At 62.5% G+C, this 17,968-nt stretch carries 19 protein-coding genes; 1 reads left to right on the plus strand and 18 read right to left on the minus strand.

Annotation, left to right across the window (positions count from 1 at the left end):
• Positions 1-2: 2 nt before the first annotated feature.
• The 15 genes from EYW45_RS18685 to EYW45_RS18755 form a co-directional block, all read right to left on the minus strand.
• Positions 3-2,087: a hydantoinase/oxoprolinase family protein gene (locus tag EYW45_RS18685; RefSeq protein WP_161136916.1), complete on the minus strand. Its 2,085-nt coding sequence runs from the start codon at positions 2,085-2,087 to the stop codon at positions 3-5.
• Positions 2,084-3,757, minus strand: coding sequence for a hydantoinase B/oxoprolinase family protein (locus tag EYW45_RS18690; RefSeq protein ID WP_161136917.1), 1,674 nt, complete (start codon positions 3,755-3,757; stop codon positions 2,084-2,086). Before EYW45_RS18690 ends, EYW45_RS18685 begins: the two co-directional genes overlap by 4 nt.
• Positions 3,750-4,256, minus strand: a complete 507-nt coding sequence (locus tag EYW45_RS18695) for a LeuD/DmdB family oxidoreductase small subunit (RefSeq protein ID WP_161136918.1) — start codon at positions 4,254-4,256, stop codon at positions 3,750-3,752. Before EYW45_RS18695 ends, EYW45_RS18690 begins: the two co-directional genes overlap by 8 nt.
• Positions 4,253-5,521 carry a 3-isopropylmalate dehydratase large subunit gene (locus EYW45_RS18700; RefSeq protein WP_161136919.1) on the minus strand — a complete coding sequence of 423 codons (1,269 nt, stop codon included), beginning with the start codon at positions 5,519-5,521 and terminating at the stop codon, positions 4,253-4,255. The genes EYW45_RS18695 and EYW45_RS18700 overlap by 4 nt, the downstream gene beginning before the upstream one ends.
• Complete coding sequence (locus tag EYW45_RS18705) at positions 5,521-6,231, minus strand: ABC transporter ATP-binding protein (RefSeq protein WP_161136920.1); 711 nt, start codon at positions 6,229-6,231, stop codon at positions 5,521-5,523. Before EYW45_RS18705 ends, EYW45_RS18700 begins: the two co-directional genes overlap by 1 nt.
• Entirely contained in the window at positions 6,228-6,983 is a 756-nt protein-coding gene (locus EYW45_RS18710; RefSeq protein ID WP_161136921.1) for an ABC transporter ATP-binding protein, read from the minus strand. Before EYW45_RS18710 ends, EYW45_RS18705 begins: the two co-directional genes overlap by 4 nt.
• Positions 6,976-7,950 (minus strand): branched-chain amino acid ABC transporter permease, encoded by a 975-nt coding sequence (locus EYW45_RS18715; RefSeq protein WP_161136922.1) that lies wholly within the window; start codon positions 7,948-7,950, stop codon positions 6,976-6,978. Before EYW45_RS18715 ends, EYW45_RS18710 begins: the two co-directional genes overlap by 8 nt.
• On the minus strand, positions 7,947-8,819 hold the full coding sequence (locus tag EYW45_RS18720; RefSeq protein WP_161136923.1) for a branched-chain amino acid ABC transporter permease: 873 nt from the start codon (positions 8,817-8,819) through the stop codon (positions 7,947-7,949). The genes EYW45_RS18715 and EYW45_RS18720 overlap by 4 nt, the downstream gene beginning before the upstream one ends.
• Positions 8,820-8,828: 9 nt before the next feature.
• The gene (locus EYW45_RS18725; protein WP_161136924.1) at positions 8,829-10,034 is read right to left on the minus strand and encodes an ABC transporter substrate-binding protein; all 1,206 of its coding nucleotides are present in this window, start codon (positions 10,032-10,034) and stop codon (positions 8,829-8,831) included.
• 23 nt (positions 10,035-10,057) lie between these two features.
• Positions 10,058-10,861 carry a GntR family transcriptional regulator gene (locus EYW45_RS18730; protein ID WP_161136925.1) on the minus strand — a complete coding sequence of 268 codons (804 nt, stop codon included), beginning with the start codon at positions 10,859-10,861 and terminating at the stop codon, positions 10,058-10,060.
• Between the two features lie 86 nt (positions 10,862-10,947).
• On the minus strand, positions 10,948-11,349 hold the full coding sequence (locus tag EYW45_RS18735; RefSeq protein ID WP_161136926.1) for a hypothetical protein: 402 nt from the start codon (positions 11,347-11,349) through the stop codon (positions 10,948-10,950).
• 176 nt (positions 11,350-11,525) lie between these two features.
• Positions 11,526-11,879 (minus strand): DOPA 4,5-dioxygenase family protein, encoded by a 354-nt coding sequence (locus EYW45_RS18740; protein WP_161136927.1) that lies wholly within the window; start codon positions 11,877-11,879, stop codon positions 11,526-11,528.
• 86 nt (positions 11,880-11,965) lie between these two features.
• Positions 11,966-12,328, minus strand: a complete 363-nt coding sequence (locus tag EYW45_RS18745) for a translation initiation factor Sui1 (RefSeq protein WP_161136928.1) — start codon at positions 12,326-12,328, stop codon at positions 11,966-11,968.
• Between the two features lie 157 nt (positions 12,329-12,485).
• A complete protein-coding gene (locus EYW45_RS18750; RefSeq protein ID WP_161136929.1) occupies positions 12,486-13,145 on the minus strand; it encodes a thiopurine S-methyltransferase in 660 nt (219 codons plus the stop codon).
• 46 nt (positions 13,146-13,191) lie between these two features.
• Positions 13,192-13,407 carry a SlyX family protein gene (locus EYW45_RS18755; RefSeq protein WP_161136930.1) on the minus strand — a complete coding sequence of 72 codons (216 nt, stop codon included), beginning with the start codon at positions 13,405-13,407 and terminating at the stop codon, positions 13,192-13,194.
• Positions 13,408-13,545: 138 nt separating this feature from the next.
• Here EYW45_RS18755 and EYW45_RS18760 point away from each other — a divergent pair, with 138 nt between their 5' ends.
• Positions 13,546-14,028 carry a VOC family protein gene (locus tag EYW45_RS18760; RefSeq protein WP_161136931.1) on the plus strand — a complete coding sequence of 161 codons (483 nt, stop codon included), beginning with the start codon at positions 13,546-13,548 and terminating at the stop codon, positions 14,026-14,028.
• A 143-nt stretch (positions 14,029-14,171) separates the two neighbouring features.
• On the opposite strand, the gene EYW45_RS18765 is transcribed toward EYW45_RS18760, so the two are convergent.
• The 3 genes from EYW45_RS18765 to EYW45_RS18775 form a co-directional block, all read right to left on the minus strand.
• Positions 14,172-14,870: a glutathione S-transferase N-terminal domain-containing protein gene (locus EYW45_RS18765; RefSeq protein WP_161136932.1), complete on the minus strand. Its 699-nt coding sequence runs from the start codon at positions 14,868-14,870 to the stop codon at positions 14,172-14,174.
• A 184-nt stretch (positions 14,871-15,054) separates the two neighbouring features.
• Complete coding sequence (locus tag EYW45_RS18770; protein WP_161136933.1) at positions 15,055-16,359, minus strand: DUF445 domain-containing protein; 1,305 nt, start codon at positions 16,357-16,359, stop codon at positions 15,055-15,057.
• 141 nt (positions 16,360-16,500) lie between these two features.
• Complete coding sequence (locus tag EYW45_RS18775; protein WP_161136934.1) at positions 16,501-17,901, minus strand: YncE family protein; 1,401 nt, start codon at positions 17,899-17,901, stop codon at positions 16,501-16,503.
• Between the last annotated feature and the right edge of the window lie 67 nt (positions 17,902-17,968).

Here is a 17,968-nt window from a genome sequence, read left to right on the forward strand (position 1 = left end):
GGTTATGCGTCTCCCGTGTTCATGTCCGTCGCGGCATCGCGTTCCACGATCAGGTTGCCCAGCGTATCGACGCGGCCATTGAAGCCCGGCTCGATCCAGATGGTGGTGTCGGGCTGCTCGAGAATGGCGGGGCCCTCGATCACGGTGGCGACGGGGAGGTCCAGACGCGCGTAGCGCGTGGCATCCCACCATTGCCCGTCGTGATAGATGCGTTGGGTGCCCAATGCCTTGGGCATCTCGGTGGCGGTGGGCGCGAGCACCGCCAGATCGAACTTGGGACGCACGCCGATACGGGCATAGCGCAGGTTCATCACCCGCACCGGAATGCCGGTCAACGCGCGTCCGAAGGCGGCTCGGTAGGCGGCTTCAAAACTGGCGCCAATGCCTTCGACCGACAGCGCATCGCGCGCCACGGCAGCGCGCATCGTGTGGCTCTGACCGGCATACAACATGTCGAATTCGATCACTTCCTCGACGCGTTCGAAAGCCACGCCCGAGGAATTCAGTCGATCATCGCAGCTTTGCGTGAGCGCATCGATACGTGCGGTCACGTCCGCCAGATCGAGTTCGGCGAGCGACCGGTTCAAGGTTTGCACCGCATCGTGACGCATGTCGGCAATCACGCAGCCGAGGGCCGAGGTCACACCCGGGTAGCGCGGCACGATGCCGGTACGGGTGCCCACCTCGCGCATCATCGCGCACACATGCAGCGCACCACCGCCCCCGAACGGCATGTAGGCAAACTTGCGCGGATCGTGTCCGCGCTCGATCGACACCAGACGAATCGCCCCCGCCATTTTCGCGTTGGCCACCGTAAGGATGGCCTCTGCCGCCGTGTGCGGATCCAGCCCGAGCGGCTCGGCCACGTGCGTCGCGATGGCGGCGCGCGCCTTTTCCAGATCCAGCGCGGCCAGGAGGCCGCCGCCCAACGGCCGATCGGCGGCAATGCGGCCCAGGAGCACATTCGCATCGGTAACCGTCGGCCGCGTATTGCCGCGCCCATAGCATGCCGGGCCGGGAATACTGCCTGCCGACTCGGGGCCCACCTGCAGCAAGCCACCCGCATCCACCGAGGCGATCGAGCCGCCGCCGGCTCCGATAGTCTCGATCTGGATCATCGGCGCGCGCACCACCATGCCGAAATCGATCGATGTTTGCGCGGCCAACGAGGCCTGGCCATCGGCCACGAGCGAGACATCGAACGACGTGCCGCCCATGTCGCCGGTGACCACATCGGCAAAGCCTGCGGCACGCGCAATCTCCGCGCAGGCAATCACGCCGGCCGCAGGGCCGGACAGCGCGGTGCGGATGGGGATATCGCAGGCCGTTTCGCGCGACATGATGCCGCCGTTGCTTTGCACCACCAGCAGTTCGCCGGCGAAGCCGTGCTGTTTCAAATCCCGGTCGAGCCGCTCGAGGTAGCTGCCCACCACGGGCTGCAATGCGGCGTTGAGCGTGGCGGTCGAGCAGCGCTCGAATTCGCGGATCTCGGGCAGCACTTCGGTAGCGGCCGTCACATGGCCGTTGGGCCAGACGGCGCGCACGGCGGCGACCGCGGCGGCTTCATTGGCAGGATTGGCGTAGGCATTCACGAAAAACACGCAGACGGCTTGGCAGCCCTGCGCCAGCAGGGCGTGCGCGGCTTGCGTGACCTGATCCAGATCGACGGGCGTGTGCACGCTGCCGTCGGCCAGCACGCGCTCGTCCACTTCCAGGCGCAGGTCGCGCGGCACAATGGGTTCGAAGCTGCCGCGCAATCCCCACGTGGCGGGGCGATCGCGACGACGCATTTCCAGCACGTCGCGGAATCCGGTGGTGGTGATGAGACCGGTGCGCGCCACCTTGCGTTCCAGCAAGGCATTGGTGCCCACTGTGGTGCCGTGAACGATCGTCGAGATGATGGACGCATCGGCGCCCTCACCCACGCGATCGATCCCGTTCATGAAGCCCCGGGCCTCTTCGCCACGGGTGGACGGCACCTTCACGATGCGGGCCGTGCCACGTGCTTCATCCAGCACAAACAAATCGGTAAACGTGCCGCCAACATCGACGCCCACGACCAACGGAGCAGCGTCCGTACGGCTCATGCTGCATTCTCCTTCAAGCTTTCGGTAGTCACATAACCCATCGCGCGGTCGTTCTCGCGCGCGCTATCGGCACGCCCTGCGGGCGGACCGTAGCCGCCACCCCCGGGGGTCTCCAGCCGCACGCGCTCGCCTTGCTTCAGGCGGATCCCGAGCATCTTCGAGGCCATGGGCGGGGTCTGCCAGGCGCCATCGCGCTGGTAGGTGAAGCGGTTGGCGATCGACGGCGAGCCGCCGGCAATGCCCTTGGGTGCCGAACGGCCGCGTTCGCCGAAGATGAACACTTCGGCGCTTTGTTCGAGCAGTTCGATTTCATAGATGGCGCCCAGGCCACCGCGATACGTGCCGTCGCCTCCCGAATCCGGGCGCAGTGCCCACTGCGTGAAACGCACGGGATACGCGGCCTCGAGAATTTCCAGGGGCGGAATGGTGGCGGTCGAGATCGGCGCATTGCCGTGGCTCAAGCCATCGCCTTGCGAATGCCCGCCATGCCCACCGCCGAAAAAGCTGAACATCACCCAGCGCTGGCCGGCGCGCTCGCCATCGCTGCGATGACCGGCGATCGACAAGGCATTGATCGTGCCGTAGGCCTGCGCCATGGCGCGGTCGGGTGCCGCCTGCGCCATCGCGCAAAAGATCACATCGATCATGCGCAGGATGGTTTCGGTATAGCCGCCCACCGGGCGCGGCCGCTCGGCGGTGATCAACAACCCGTCGGGCATCACGAAATCGACAGCGTCGAGCACACCGGCATTGGCCGGCACGTCGGGAAATAGATGCTTGAGTGCCACGTAGCATGCGGCGATGGCCGTGGCGCGCGAGATATTGACCGGTCCGGCGCACGACGGCGATGTGCGGGAAAAATCCAGCGTCATGCGGTCGCCCTTGACCGTCATGGTCAGCGCGATCGACAGCGGCTCATCCTTCACGCCGTCGTTGTCGAGCGTGTCGTCGAAGCGATACTCGCCATCGGGCAACGCCGCGATATGCGCCCGCATCAATTTCACGGCGCGCGCACGCAGCGTGGTCAACGATTCCAGCACCACGCCGTCGCCATATTCGGACAGCAAGCCGTCGAGGCGGCGCGCACCCAGCTCGAGTGCTGCCAATTGACCGTTGAGGTCGCCCCACAGGCTGTCCGGCAAACGGGTATTGGCCTTCAGGATGGCGAGCACGTCATCGTCCAGCACGCCGGCACGCATGATGCGCACGGGCGGGATCTGCACCGCTTCCTGCCAGCATTCGGTGGCCGCCGGGTTGTAGTTGCCCGGCACGGCACCGCCCACGTCGTGCCAATGCGCGGCCGACGCGATGAAGCAAAACAGCTTGCCGCCACGAAACACGGGGCGCACCAGCTTGAAGTCGTTGGCGTGCGTGCCCCCTTCGTAGGGATCGTTGAAGAGCCACACATCACCATCGATCATGCCGCCGCGCGTGGCCGCCACCTTGATCGCCGCGCGCACCGCGAACGCCATGGCGCCCACGAACACCGGCAAGCCCGATTTGCCCTGCACCAGTGTCGCCCCCGTTTCGGCCTCGTAGATACCGTGGCAGGCATCGTGCGCTTCGGCGATGATCGGATTGAAGGCGCTGCGGTACAGCGTCGCATCCATCTCGTCGGCAATCTGTTCCAGGCGCCCTTTCAGTACGGCCAGGGTCACGGCGTCAAGCATGTTTCGCATCCTTCGAAAATCGCAACTTCAATTGATTCATCAGCCCGCCCGCATCCACCATCTCGAGCAGGAAATCGGGCACGGTCTCGCAGGCCAGGCGGCTGCCGTCGGCACGGATCACATGGCCCGCACGCGGATCGATCGCGATGTGCTCGCCATCCTCGATCTGCTCGGCTTCAGCGCACGTCAGCAGCAGCAAGCCCACATTGAAGGCATTGCGGAAATACAGCCCGCCGAACGCGGGTGCAATCACGGCGCGCACGCCCAAGCTCACCAGGGCTTGTGCCGCCTGCTCGCGCGACGAACCGATGCCGAAGTTCGGCCCGGCCACCAGCACATCGCCCGGCTGCACGCCGGCGGCAAACTCGGGCCGCACGCCTTCCAGGCAGTGCTTGGCAATCTCGTCCAAACCGTATTTCATATAGGCGCCGGGCGCCAGTTGATCCGTGTCGACATCGGCGCCGACGCGCCAGGCGCGGTGGGTCGCGGCGTTCGTCATGCCAGCACCTCGCGCGGGTCGGCGATGGCACCGATCAAGGCCGAGGCCGCCACGGTGTAGGGCGACGCGAGATACACCTGCGCGCTCGCCGAGCCCATGCGCCCTTTGAAGTTGCGCGCCGTGGTTGAAATCGTGTTCGCATTGTCGGGAATCGAGCCGCCGTAACCGGCACAGGCGCCGCACGACGTGGCAAACACTTCTGCGCCGGCATCGATCAGCGTCTGCATGATGCCGGCCTCGGCTGCGGCATCCTGGTCGCGCTTGCTGGCCGGGGCGACCATCAGCCGCACGCCGGCTGCCACGCGCTTACCGTGCAATACGCGGGCGGCTGCACGTAAATCCTCGAACTTGGCGCCGGTACAGGCGCCGATATAGGCCGCCGCGATCGGTGTGCCCGCGAACTCGCTCACGGCGCGGCTGTTGGCCGGGCTGTGCGGCGCGGCCACGTGGGGTGCCAGGGCGCCGGCATCGAAGCGATGAATTTCAGCCGGCGCATCCGCATCCGAATGCCACCCCTCGACCGCGACTTGCGCGACGCCCACGTCGGCAAGATAGGCCTGCGTGACGGCATCCGGGGCGATCAAGCCCACTTGAGAGCCCAGTTCCGCACTCATGTTCGACAACGTCATGCGCTCCTGCATGGACAGCGCACGCACCGCGTCACCGCAGAACTCGACCGCCTGATAACGCCCGCCGTTCATGCCGAAGCGGCCGATCATATGCAGCATCATGTCCTTGGCCGTTACGCCGTCAGACAACTTGCCATCCCACTGCATCATGATGGTGTCGGGTACCTTGATCCAGATCTCGCCTTTCACCACCACGCCCAGCATCTCGGTGCTGCCGACGCCAAACATATACGCGCCAAACGCGCCGCCCGTGGGCGAATGCGAATCGCCCCCTACGGCGAGCATCCCCGGCCGCAAATGCCCGCCCTCCGGCACGACCACATGGCAGATGCCCACCGAGTCGTACACATTGGGGAGCCGTTCGCGTTGGGCCCATTCGCGCGCGATGCGCACGATACGGCGTGACTCGTCGTCCTGTTCCGGCACGTAGTGATCAATCACCAGCACCACCTTGTTGCGATCCCAGATCTCGGCACCCAATTCATCGAGCATGGGCTGCAGGCGGCGCGGGCCGCTGGAATCATGGAACATGGCGAGATCGACCTTGCAGGTCACGATCTCGCCGGGCGCCACCGAAGCGCGGCCGCTGGCGGCGGCGAGCAGTTTCTGCGCCAGAGTTTGCGGCACGTGTGTCATCACATCCCCAGATAGGCCCGGCGCAATGCGTCGCTGGCCAGCAATTCGGCGCTCGAACCGGAAAACCGCACCGTGCCGTTTTCCAGCACGTACGCCCGTTGCGCCACTTCAAGCGATTGGCCGACGTTCTGCTCGACCAGCAGGATCGACAAGCCTTCGCGATGCAGACGTGCGATCAACGTAAACATCTCTTCCACCAACATGGGCGAGAGCCCCAGCGACGGCTCGTCCAGGATCAGCAGCTTCGGCTCGGCCATGAGGCCGCGCGCAATCGCCACCATTTGCTGCTCGCCGCCGCTCATCGTGCCGGCGTGCTGATCGATGCGTTCGCGCAGGCGTGGAAAAATCTCCATCACCCGTTCCAGATTGCGTGCCCGGGATGGCCGACCGCGCGTGAAGGAACCCAGTTCGAGGTTTTCGCGCACCGAGAGGTTCGGAAAAATGCGCCGGCCTTCGGGCACTTGAATCAAACCCGATTGCACCACCTGCCGATAGTGCTTGCGATACAGGTTCTGGCCATCGAACTGCACTTCGCCCGACCACGCCTGCGACAGGCCGCAGATCGTGTTGTTGAGCGTGGATTTGCCGGCGCCGTTGCTGCCCAGCAGCACCACGATTTCGCCTTCGCCCACGTGTAGATCCACGCCGCGCAGCACTTCCACCCGGCCATACCCCGCGCGCAGCTGGCGGATATCCAATAACGGCGTCATACCTTCACTCCTTGCCCGGCCAACCGCTTGGCGGCGCCGTGGCCGAGATAGGCTTCGATCACAGCGGTGTCGGCCGTCACCTCAGATGGGCTACCCGATGCAATCAACTTGCCTTGCGACAGCACCCACACGTGTCCCGCCAGGCTCATCACCGCCTGCATCACATGCTCGATCATCAGCACGGTCACGCCACTGTCGACCAGGCCGCGCACGACCGGAATCATCTCGGCGATCTCATTGGGATTGAGGCCGGCGAGCACTTCGTCCAACAGCAGCAGGCGCGGTTGCGTGGCCAATGCCCTCGCCAGCTCCAGGCGCTTGCGGCCCGCCACGGTGAGATCGGACGCAGGCTTGTCGAGCTGCGACGTGAGATTGACGCGCGCGGCCACTTCGGCTGCCTGCGCCAGCGCCTCACGCCGATTGCCCGTGTGCATATGCGCGCCCACGGCGATATTTTCCCGCACCGTTTGCGCGGCGAACGGCTGCACGATCTGGAAGGTGCGGGTGAGGCCCATCCGTGCCGTGACGTGCGGCGCTTGACCGGTCACATCCTGGCCCAGAAACTCGACGCGGCCCTCACCGGGCTTCAAGAAGCCCGACAGCAGGCCGAACAACGTGGTCTTGCCGGCGCCGTTGGGGCCTACCAGTGCCGTCAAGGTGCCGGCCTCGATCTGCAGGCTCACGTCCTGCACGGCTTTCAGGCCGCCGAACGCAATGCCCACGTTTTGCGTTTTCAAGAGGATCTCAGCCATTGCCGCGCCCTCCTCGGCTGAACAGGCGTTTGATGGAAACCCCGCTACCCGCCACGCCGCGCGGCATGAACATCACGATCAACACGAGCACGGTGCCGTAGATCACCATGCTGATCCCCGGAATTTCGCCAAACATATTTCGGGTAACGTCGCTCAGCAGATGCAGCACCACGGCGCCCAGAATCGGGCCCCACAACGTGCCGACGCCGCCCACGATCGCGCCGACAAGGGCTTCGACCGACACGGCCGGCCCAAAGGCGATACCGGGATCGATGTACTGAAAGACCTGCACGTAGAACGCGCCCGCCACGCTCATGAACGCCGCCGACAGCGCAATCGCCTTGAGCTTGACCTGAAATGGATTGACGCCCACGGCACGCGCCGCGTCTTCGTTATCACGCACCGCCTGCATGTAGGCCCCGGTGCGCGAGTGGCGCAACCAGGCCGTGACCAGCAAAGCGGCAACCACGAATGCCAGCAGCAGGAAGATGTAGCCATGGCGCGAGGCAAACTGCATATTGGCGATCGAGCCGCGCAACGGCACCATCAGTCCCACGCCGCCGCCGGTAAAGCTCGCCGATAGCGCCAGGATGCGAAACACCTCGGCAAAGGCCAGCGTGACCAGTGCGAAGTAGGAGCCCTTCAAGCCATACCGGAAGGTCAGTGCCCCCACGATCAACGCCACGATCACACCGGCCACCATGGCCATGACCAGCCCCACCCAGGGGTTGATGCCGCCGGACAACTGCGCCACGGCTTGCGTGTACGCACCCACGCCGAAGAACAAGGCGTGCCCGAACGACAACTGGCCGGCGTAACCGCCGAGGATGTTCCAGGCCTGCGACAAGAGCGCCGCATACAGGGACATCATGATGAAGGTCAGCCATACGCCCGAGGACGTGACCAACGTGATGACGCTCACGCCCACGGCGAACAGCACAATGAATATCAAATCTCGCAGGTTCATGCTTTCGATCCAAAGAGGCCTTGCGGACGCAACAACAAGGTCACGATGAAGAGAACGAAGATGCCGACCTGACCGAGCGAATCGCCCAGAAACAGGCCGCCCAGCGACTCGATCACGCCCACCAGCAGGCCGCCGATCAACGCGCCCGTAAAGCTCCCCATTCCGCCCAGCACGACGATGGTGAAGGCGATCAGCACGAAGCCCGAACCCACTTGCGGATTGACGTAGTACACCGGCAGCAGAAAGCACGCGGCCGCACCCAGACAGGCCATGCCGATGCCGAACGACACCGCATATACCTTCTCCACATCGATACCCATCAGCTTGGCACCCTGCTTTTCCTTCGCCACGGCACGAATGGCACGGCCGAGATCGGTGCTGCGCATCATCCAGAACAGCACGGCACAGATCGCCAATGCGCCGCCGAAGGCGATCAGCTTGGGCAACGCGATCAACGCCGGCCCGATCTCGACCGTCGAGAGCGTGTACGGCGTATCGATGGTGCGCGTGTCCGACTTGAAGAAGATCAGCGCCAGGTTCTCCAGCACGATCGACAAGCCCAGCGTGACGAGCAGAATGTTCTCGTCCTTGCCGTGGCTGGCGCGGTTGATGATCCCGCGCTGAACGCCATAGCCCAGCACGAACATCGCCGCCATCACCAGCGGCAACGCCACATAAGGATCGATGCCCAAGCGGTCGTGCAGCAGATACACGCCGTACAGCGCCATCATCAACGCCGCGCCATGCGCGAAGTTGATGATGTGCAGCACGCCGTAGATCAGGGTCAGGCCCAACGCGATGAGCGCGTACACCGCGCCCGTCGTCAGGCCGTTGAGGATCGAAGGGAAGAGGATGCCGAATTCGAGCATGTGTGTGACCTACGCCTTGAGCGGAAACACCGCGTTCGTTTCGCGGAATGCCTCGGGCACGATGACCTTGATGTCGCCATCGACCACTTGCGTGAGCAACGGCTGCGCGCCGGTGTTCTGGCCATTGACGAACTTGGTGGGGCCGTAGGGCATGAAGCTGTCGGCAAACGTGCTGGCGGCGAGCGCCTCGGTGATCGCTTCGCGATCGCTGGACTTGGCCCGTTCGATCGCGTCGGCCAGCAGGAACATGGCCGTATAGGTCATGAACACTTCATAGCTGAAGAACGCACCCTTTTCTTCCACACGCTTTTTCAGCGGTGCGATGCGGGCATCCTTGGGATTGAACCAGTGGTTGCAGTCGATGATGCCGTTGGCGATTTCCGGGAACTCTTTCAGAAACTTGTAGCTCGATGCCGCACCGCCCAAAACGGAATAGATCGCCTTGGGTGCGACTTTCTGCTGCTTCATGGCGCGCAACAGCAGCGCGTATTCGTTGTAGTAGTTGGCGGGAATCACGATATCCGGATTGACCGACCGCATCCGCAACACGATATTGTTGAAGTCACGTGTGGGGTTGGGATGCTTGACGACTTCCTTCACCTCGAAGCCCAACGGCGGCAACGCCTTGGACAGCAGATCCGCCGTGCCCGATCCGAACAACGACTCTTCATGCACGATCATCACCGTCTTGGCGGGATTGCCGGCCGCCTTGTTCATCGCCACCAGATCGTTGACCGCGCGGTCCGTACACGCCCGGTAGCCAGGACCGAAGCGGAAGGTATTCTTCAGTCCGCGCTCAACAATCTGATCCGCCACGCCCACGTCAACCACATGCGGCAGGTTGTACTTGGCGGCGGTTTGCGTGGTGGCCAGACAGATGGCCGAACCGTACGCGCCCACGATTGCCGACACGCCAGCTTCGTTGAGCTTTTCCACTTCGGCCGATCCGGCTTCAGGGCGCGATTGCGCATCGCCCAAGACCGCTTCGAGCTTGGCACCGCCCATCGACTTGATCCCGCCGGCGGCATTGATGTCTTCGATCGCCAGCAAGGCGCCCAAGCGGCATTGCTGGCCGGAATAGGCCAAGGCGCCCGTCACCGGGTGCAATACACCCACTTTGATCGCCGGAGCGGATTGCGCACGCAAGGTCCACGGTGCGGCCAGCACGGCCGCCGCGGCTGCGGATTGACGAATGAAAGTACGACGAGTGCTCATGAAGGGAAGCTCCGACAAGGACGTCAATGGAACTGGGCCGACAGCTCTTCGCTGACCCAGACACGCGCATCGATACTGCCGACGCGCGAAAGTTGAAGTTGGTATTGATAACGATCGGGGCGATAAAGCCCTTGCAGCAACTGCACCGGCCGCTCGAGCGTGTCGAACACGACCCGAGTGACCGACAACAAAGCGGAACCCACCGCCACGTCCAGCTCGCGCGCAACGACGGCATCGGCCAGCTTGGCCGAAATGGATTGCGTGGCGGCGCCCAGCTCCACGCCGGCCTCTTCGAGCAGCATCAACAGCGGCTTGTGCTGCAGTTCAGCGTGATCGAAAGTGGCCAGCGATGCCGGCACGTAGGTGGTAATGAACGACAACGGGCCATCGTCGGTGCTGCGCACGCGGATGGCCTTGAGCACCTCACTGCGCGAGGCCAGTCGCAGCGCCTCGGACACTTGGGGCGTGGCGGTGACGACCGCGCTTTCGAGCACGCGCACACTGGTGCGCAAACCCATATTGACGATGTTTTCCAGCAAGCCGGTGAGATTGGCTTTCTGGTGCCGTGGCGGCGCGGGATGCGACTTGGGTGCGGGCGCTGTTGTGGCGGGATGCACGGGATGCGTGCCCCGGCCTGGCCGACGCGACACCAACCCGTCTGCGACCAGCATCTCCATTGCTTTCCGAATGGTGATTCGCGCCACGTTGAACTGCCCGGCCAATACGTGCTCGCCCGGCACGCCCTGGTCGAACCGACCCTCCTGCAACTGTTCGCGCAGGATCAGATAGATCTGATGGTATTTCGGCAAAGGCATCGTGGCTCGCATGGAAAGCCACGATAGGAGTGTCCTAATGTACCGTCAATAGAACAAATAGGAATGGGGGTTGTTCCATCGGGAAAACACCTATCGGATCATGGTGCCGCGATATGCCTGCCGCTTGATGAATTAGCAGTCAATCGGCGCCACTGCTGGACCAGAAACGCAGCAATGGTGATCGCCATCAACGCGTAGCCGACTGGAATCTGCCAGTATCTGGTGTATTCCCGGGTAACGCCCACGAATAACCCTGCGGAAGCCACAAAGAACAAGACCGCGATGGCGACCAGGACGACGCGGGGCACCCCAAGGACGACCCGATGCCAGGTCACGCGGCCAAAGCGCTTCGATAGCAGTTGTTCGGACAGTGTCAATGCGCCGAGAAGCAGCGCGATGACGACGAGCAGCAGTGGGGTCGCGAACAAAGCAAATGCAGGCTCGGCTTCGGCGCCATCTTCTCCCGGCGGCGCCCACAAGGGCCACCAGATATCGAACATCAACTCCTTGCAGCCCCAGATCACCGCTATCGGTAGTATGGGAAAGATTGCCGCACTCGCAATCGTATTTCCTATCCTTCGAATCAAAGAGTTCTCGACTGTCACGCCCTGAGCCCATCAGATTATTAAAGGCTGAATGTAAACAGCCGATGGGCATAAATCAATCCGTCTACGGTTCAGTTATCGAAAATGCCCAGATTAAGCGTGTAACTGCGCCCGATCCAAACGGCGCGATCCCGATGATCCCGTAGCGCATCGCCCGTATTGGGGTGCATGAACACATCGAGCCCAGCGCGATTGAGCGTCAGCCACGTCAACACAGCGGCAAGACGATCGGGCGTAAAAGCGATCTGATAACTCCATTGCGGATGCGGTCCCACCGGGCGTTCATGAAAACGCCCCATCTCGATCATGCTGCCCAGAGCGGTCATGATTCGATCGCGCAATGCAAATGCGGTATCGCGCGTGGCAGCATCGAAATAAACGTGCGCATGCCAGCTGGTGACTTGTAAAGAATCGGAATGGGTCATCTCAAATCCGTGGTGTTTACACGCTTTCCATCATGTGGCGTGTGGAATCAGCCGCCTTGACGACTTCGGTCAAGGGGCATGTGGCGTCAGCCGCCCGCGCGCTTGGCCCGATGCCCCTGCGCGTTGAGCAGCGCAACGAGCTTGTCGCAATGATCGCCTTGCACCTCGATTACGCCATCTTTCACCGTGCCGCCGGATCCGCATGCCGTTCGCAGCTGCTTTCCCAGCGCGGCGAGTGCAATCGGATCCAATGCGACGCCGCGAACGAGCGTGACGCTCTTTCCGCCTCGCCCTTTGGATTCACGCGAAACGCGCACCGCGCCGGTGCCAGTTGGCGCCAACTGGGCCTGCGCTTTGCACGTGCATTGAGCCACCGGCTTGCGGCAGTCGGGACACATACGTCCCGTTTCGGTGGAATAAACCAGACCGCCTTTTAAACTGCTTTTCATGAGTAGAAATAATGTCGGGATAATGATTGGAGACGTTCGCCACTGGCTCGGGTCGGCTCAGCACGGATCGGGTCGGCACGGGTGGGCACGGGTCGGCACGGGTCGGGTCGGCACGGCTCGGCACGGCTCGGCACCACGGCACGGCACGGCTAACGATTCAAATGCCGGCGGCCAGCTTGTACACCAGGGTATCGAGCTGCTTGAGCCCACGTTCGGCAAACTTCGGCTCCTTATCCAGGATATCGCGACGGCTCAATAACGTGGCAGTCGAATGGCCGACGAACAAGCGTTGCACCTCATCGTCGCCCACCGAAAACGGCGGACCCGGCATTTGCGTTTGCGGATAATCGAGTGTGAGCAACAGCCCACGATAATCGCGCGCCAGCTTGCCGTACACATGCGCGGCATATCGGGCACGCATCTCCTCAGGCAAGGCCACCAGTGCCGCGCGATCGTAGGCACCCAGGCATCCGCCCAGCACTGCGTCGTCCAGCGCAAAGATATCACCGCAGATGATCTCGATATTGCCGGCGCGGTAATGACTCCCCACAGCGGACTGCGAGATCACAGGATCGAGCGCGTTTTCCGAGAAAAACTGCTGAACGGCGACTTCGGCCAGCTCGACGCCCAGCACCTGATGACCTTGCTCGGCCAACCAGACCATATCCAAGGATTTGCCGCAGAGCGGCACCAGGACTTTGCTGCCCGCGGGCAAGGCCAGCGTGGGCCAGTACTTTTGCAGGAGCGGCGTCACGCGCTGCTGATGAAAATGCGTCGCGCCCTCTTCCCAACGCGCCAACCAAAAATCTGCGTCCATGTTAGTTCCTTAAACGGGGGTGCACACCAAGCGCCACCTGCGACGCTCAATAGTGCGGGGGCATATCGTCGCGCAAGCTGCGGAACGTGCTGCCGCCCTCTGGGATCTGATCGCGCAAGGTCGATAACTCGCGGCCGAGGTGTTCGATCTGCTGTTGTTGACGGAATATGGTCTGGTTAAGCTGCTCCAGCAGATCGTCGGCGTAGCTTGCCTTGATCTCCAGCTCCATCAGCCGCTGTTCGATGTCTTTTTGGGTGTCCATGGGCGTATTAGACCCGAAATCAAAAATTTTCCAGCGCGGCTGTCGATTTTCGTCTCACCCATTCGTCGTCGTGATGAAGGACGCCAATCCACGCGTTCTACGCTCGTTCACCTACCTGCGCTCTTGGAGACCTGTCACATGAACACCTCGACTTCGCCAGACAACGTTACCTATTCCCCACCCACGCTCACGCCGCACCTCGTGTGCGCGGACGCGGTGAGTGCCATCGACTTCTACAAGCGCGCGCTTGGCGCCACTGAACTGATGCGGTTGATGATGCCGGATGGCAAGACACTCATGCATGCCTCATTGAAAGTGGGCGATTCGATGCTGATGCTGATGGAAGAGAATCCCCAATGGGAAATGCTGGGGCCGATCGCGCTGAAGGGTTCGCCGGTGGTCATTCATATGGCCGTGCCCGATGTGGATGCAGCCGTCAAGACAGCGACGGACGCGGGCGCGACCGTCACGATGCCGCCCACGGACATGTTCTGGGGTGAGCGATACGGTCAGATCAAGGATCCCTTCGGCCATACGTGGTCGATGGGGACGGTCATTCGCAAGATGACGATGGCAGAAATCCAGGAGGCCGCCCGGAACGCGCCCCCCTGCGGCGGTTGATACGGACAACTGATACGGGCCGCTTATCAGGACGGCAACGATAAGCGGCTGATACGGGCCGTCGATGCGGGCAGCCCGTACCTGCAGCGTATTCGAACAGCGATGCCGCCCCTCGGTCGAACCGATGGTGGCTGCACGCTGCGTCAAGCCGGGATCGTCAATCCTTTCACTACAGCCGGACGGGCGACGAAGGCTTCCAGCACGCGGGCGATGTTCTTGAAGTCGTCAAAGCCGACCAATTCGCCCGCGCCGTAAAAGCCGTTCAGATTGCGCACCCAAGGCCAGATGGCGATATCGGCGATCGTGTATTCATCGCCCATGATCCAGTTGCGGCCTTCCAGGCGCTTATCCAGCACGGCCAGCAACCGCTTGGATTCGGCCACGTAGCGATCGCGCGGGCGCTTATCGTCATAATCCTTGCCGGCAAACTTATGGAAGAAGCCGAGCTGCCCAAACATCGGGCCCACGCCGCCGATCTGGAACATGATCCATTGCAGCGTTTCGTATCGCCCGGCGGCATCCTGCGGAATCAACTTGCCGGTTTTCTCAGCCAGGTACATCAAAATTGCACCCGATTCGAATAAGCCCAGCGGCTTGCCGCCCGGACCATCGGGATCCAGCATCGCGGGAATCTTGTTATTGGGATTGAGCGACAGAAACTCAGGCGTCATCTGATCTTGCGTATCGAAATTCACCCGATGCGGCTCATACGGCAACCCCAGTTCTTCGAGCGCGATCGATACCTTCACACCATTTGGGGTGGGTAAGGAATAGAGCTGAATACGATCGGGATGCTGGGCGGGCCATTTTTTAGTGATGGGAAAGCCGGATAGGTCGGTCATGCTGATTCCTTGGTGAAGTTGCCGTCGCGTTACCGAAGTTGCGTGATGGCAGTTGATTGATCGAGGCTGATTGATGGCAGTGAATGAGTCGAGGCTGAGCGACGAATGCGGATTGATCGAAGTTGAATGTCTGAGTTTGCAAAGCGCACGATGGCAATGCATTGCGCGCAGCCCTGCCGGCGCCCTACACCGCTGCCGCCAACAAAACCGCCGCATGCAGGATCACGCCGATCAAGCCCCCCACAAGGGTGCCGTTGAATCGGATGTATTGCAGATCCCGGCCCACGCTGAGTTCGAGCTCGTCCACCAATTGGCGCTCGTCCCAGTTCTTGACCGTTTTGGCGATGTGGTCGGTCACACCATCGCGCAGGCTGTCGGTCATGCTGCGCGCGCTGGTCAGCAGATGATCGTTGAGCGCATCGCGCAGTGCGGGGTCGCTGGCGATCCGCTCGCCCATTGCCAAACACGCGCTTTCGAGATGCTTGGCCAGGATGGAATTTTCGGCCGCCAGATCGCGACGCAACGCCGCGTGGATGTCGTCCCACAGCCCTTGAACGAACTCCTGTACCTTCGGATGCGCGATCACGCGTTGCTTGAGTGTTTCGACCTGCTCGGCAACCTCGGGATCGGACCGCAGGCGTTCGATATAGTCGATCGCCCACTGTTCGTAATCGCGGCGCACGGGATGATCGGGTTGCGAAAGCACCTCTTGCAGCTCATCCAGCAGCGCCCGGGCAAGCTTGTCGGCCATGCTGTCGGCGATGTCATCGACCGACGACACCAGGTTCAACGTGGTCACGATGCGAGGCCATTCTTTCTTGGCAAATTTCACCATCAGCCCCGACGCGCGCGCCTTGACGTCCTCTTGCGCAAGATAGCCCCCGAGCCGCTCAAGCGCGGCGTCGAGCAATTTCTGATGGCGGCCGTCACGCGTGAGCAGCGTGAACACCTCGCCGGCGGTTTGCGCGGCGTTCCACTTTTTCAGATTGGTGATGGCAAATTCCTGGATCACCCGCCGCACCGCATGCTCGTCGAGCAGATCGAGCGACTGTAGCGCCACTTTACGCATCCCCTGCACCAGTTGGCGGGTTTGCGCCGGCTGCACGAGCCAATCGCCCAGCCGCTTGGCCGGGTCGAGCGACTTCAGTTTCGCCAGCAGGGTTTCCGGCTCGAGAAAATGATCGCGCACGAAAATCGCCAGGTTGTCGGCGATCCGGGCTTTGTTGTTGGGAATGATGGCCGTGTGGGGAATCGGCAGATGCAGGGGATGGCGAAAGAGCGCCACCACGGCAAACCAGTCGGCCAGTGCGCCCACGGTGGCCGCTTCACAGAACGCCCTCACCCAGGCCCAGACGCCTTGCGCGCCCATGGCGTGGCTGAGCACAAAGCCGGCAATCATTGCGATGAGCAATGCCAGCGCGCCGCGCTTCATGTGTTTGAGCTGCGCGGCACGCGGGTCGGCGGCGCTGGGGTCGGCAGGTCGTACCATCGTCAGCCTTGTATTCCGAAGCTGCCATGATACGACTGCCGGGCGCAATGTCTGCAACGGCGCGTATCCAGTCTGCTCAACGCGCGTTACACAGCATCGGATCCGTGCAAGGCAAGGCCCGGCCCGCCTCGCACGTCCTGCTTACTTTTTCGGGGTGACGCGCGAAATGCGATCGCCTTGGGCATCGTCGGCGCCCTTGGATTTGTTGATCACGAACACATCGCCCTTGTTGTCGGACACCACATGGTTGGGGAACGTGCCGCCATCCAGGTTACCGACGATCTTGCCGTTGGCGTCAACCGCCGTCACCGTGCCGGCGCCGCGGCTCACGACGTAGGCCAGGCCGCTCTTGGGTTCGAATGCCACGTTGAGCGCACCAGCGCCTACGGCGACCGTGTGCAGCGGCTTGCCCGAATCCAGATCGATGATGACGAGATTGTCCGAGCCCTGGGCAACCACGTACAAGCGCTTGCCCTTGCCATCCACAGCGATGCCCGATCCGCTCTTGATGCCGGGTACACGAATCACGCGCTCGACCTTGTCGGTCTTGGTATCGATCACGGCCGCTTCGCGCGTGGCGCCGCTGACGGTGTAGAGCTTGTGATTGGCGTCATCCAACGCGATGCTCATCGTGCTGAAGCTTTTGTCTTCATCCGACTCGATGGCGATGTTGGTCTTGTGGGCGAGTTTTTTGGTGTCGAAGACGACGATCCAGTTCTTGCCCGGGGTGGAGACGTACGCCTTGTTGAGCTTCTCGTCGACCACGACATCGCGTGCATGCGGCGCCAGGCCGGCCGGGAATTGCTTGACCAGTTTCAGATCCGATTGCTTGTAGACGGCAACGGTATTGTCACGCGTGTTGGTCACCCACACATTGTTGTGCGTGTCGTCAGTGGCCACGCCGTACATGGCATAGGTGTGGCCGTCGTCACGCGTGGTGACCTTGGCGGCGGACACTTTCGCGTCGGTGGCAAGCGTCTTGGCGTTGAGCTTGAGCAGTTGCGATTCTTTGACGGGCGGCCGGCCCACCGCCGAGGTCACGAACAAACGATCGCTCTTGGGGCTGTAGGCGCTTTGATAAAGGCCCTGCACCAGTTTCTCGCTCGTGACCGTGAACGCGTCCTGGCCCGACAGCGGCAGCTTGCTCGACACCTTCAGATCGAACAATGCGGCAGCGGTGGGATTGGCGGCGCTGGCAACGACGGGGTGCAAACCGGGCGTGGCATCGGCGGGAATCGCAACGGTGGCTTCGAAACCGCCCTTCTCGTTCACGGTGTAGGTTTCACCGTTGTTGAGCGCTTGACCGGCGCGATACAGCGTGACCTTCTGGCCCGGCGTGAACGCGCGGCCCATCAGCTTGGCTTCGCTACCCGGCAGTGCGCCGGACGACCATACGCTGCCCTTGAAGTCGGTATCGGTTTGTTCGAACGTCGGCGCGGCATAGGCGGCAGCGATCGACAGCGTCAGCGTCGCCAGGGCAAGGCCGGCCTGAGCCAGAACGCGGCGGCCGCTGCGGGGCGCGATCGAAAGGGTCGAATGCATGATGTTCCTCTTTGACGTGAAAATGGATAACCGCTGGCGCAGCCTTTAGGCTGCGAACGGTCTACAG

Origin of the sequence: Schauerella aestuarii (assembly GCF_009866805.1) — a bacterium.
Taxonomy (GTDB): Bacteria; Pseudomonadota; Gammaproteobacteria; order Burkholderiales; family Burkholderiaceae_B; genus Schauerella; species Schauerella aestuarii.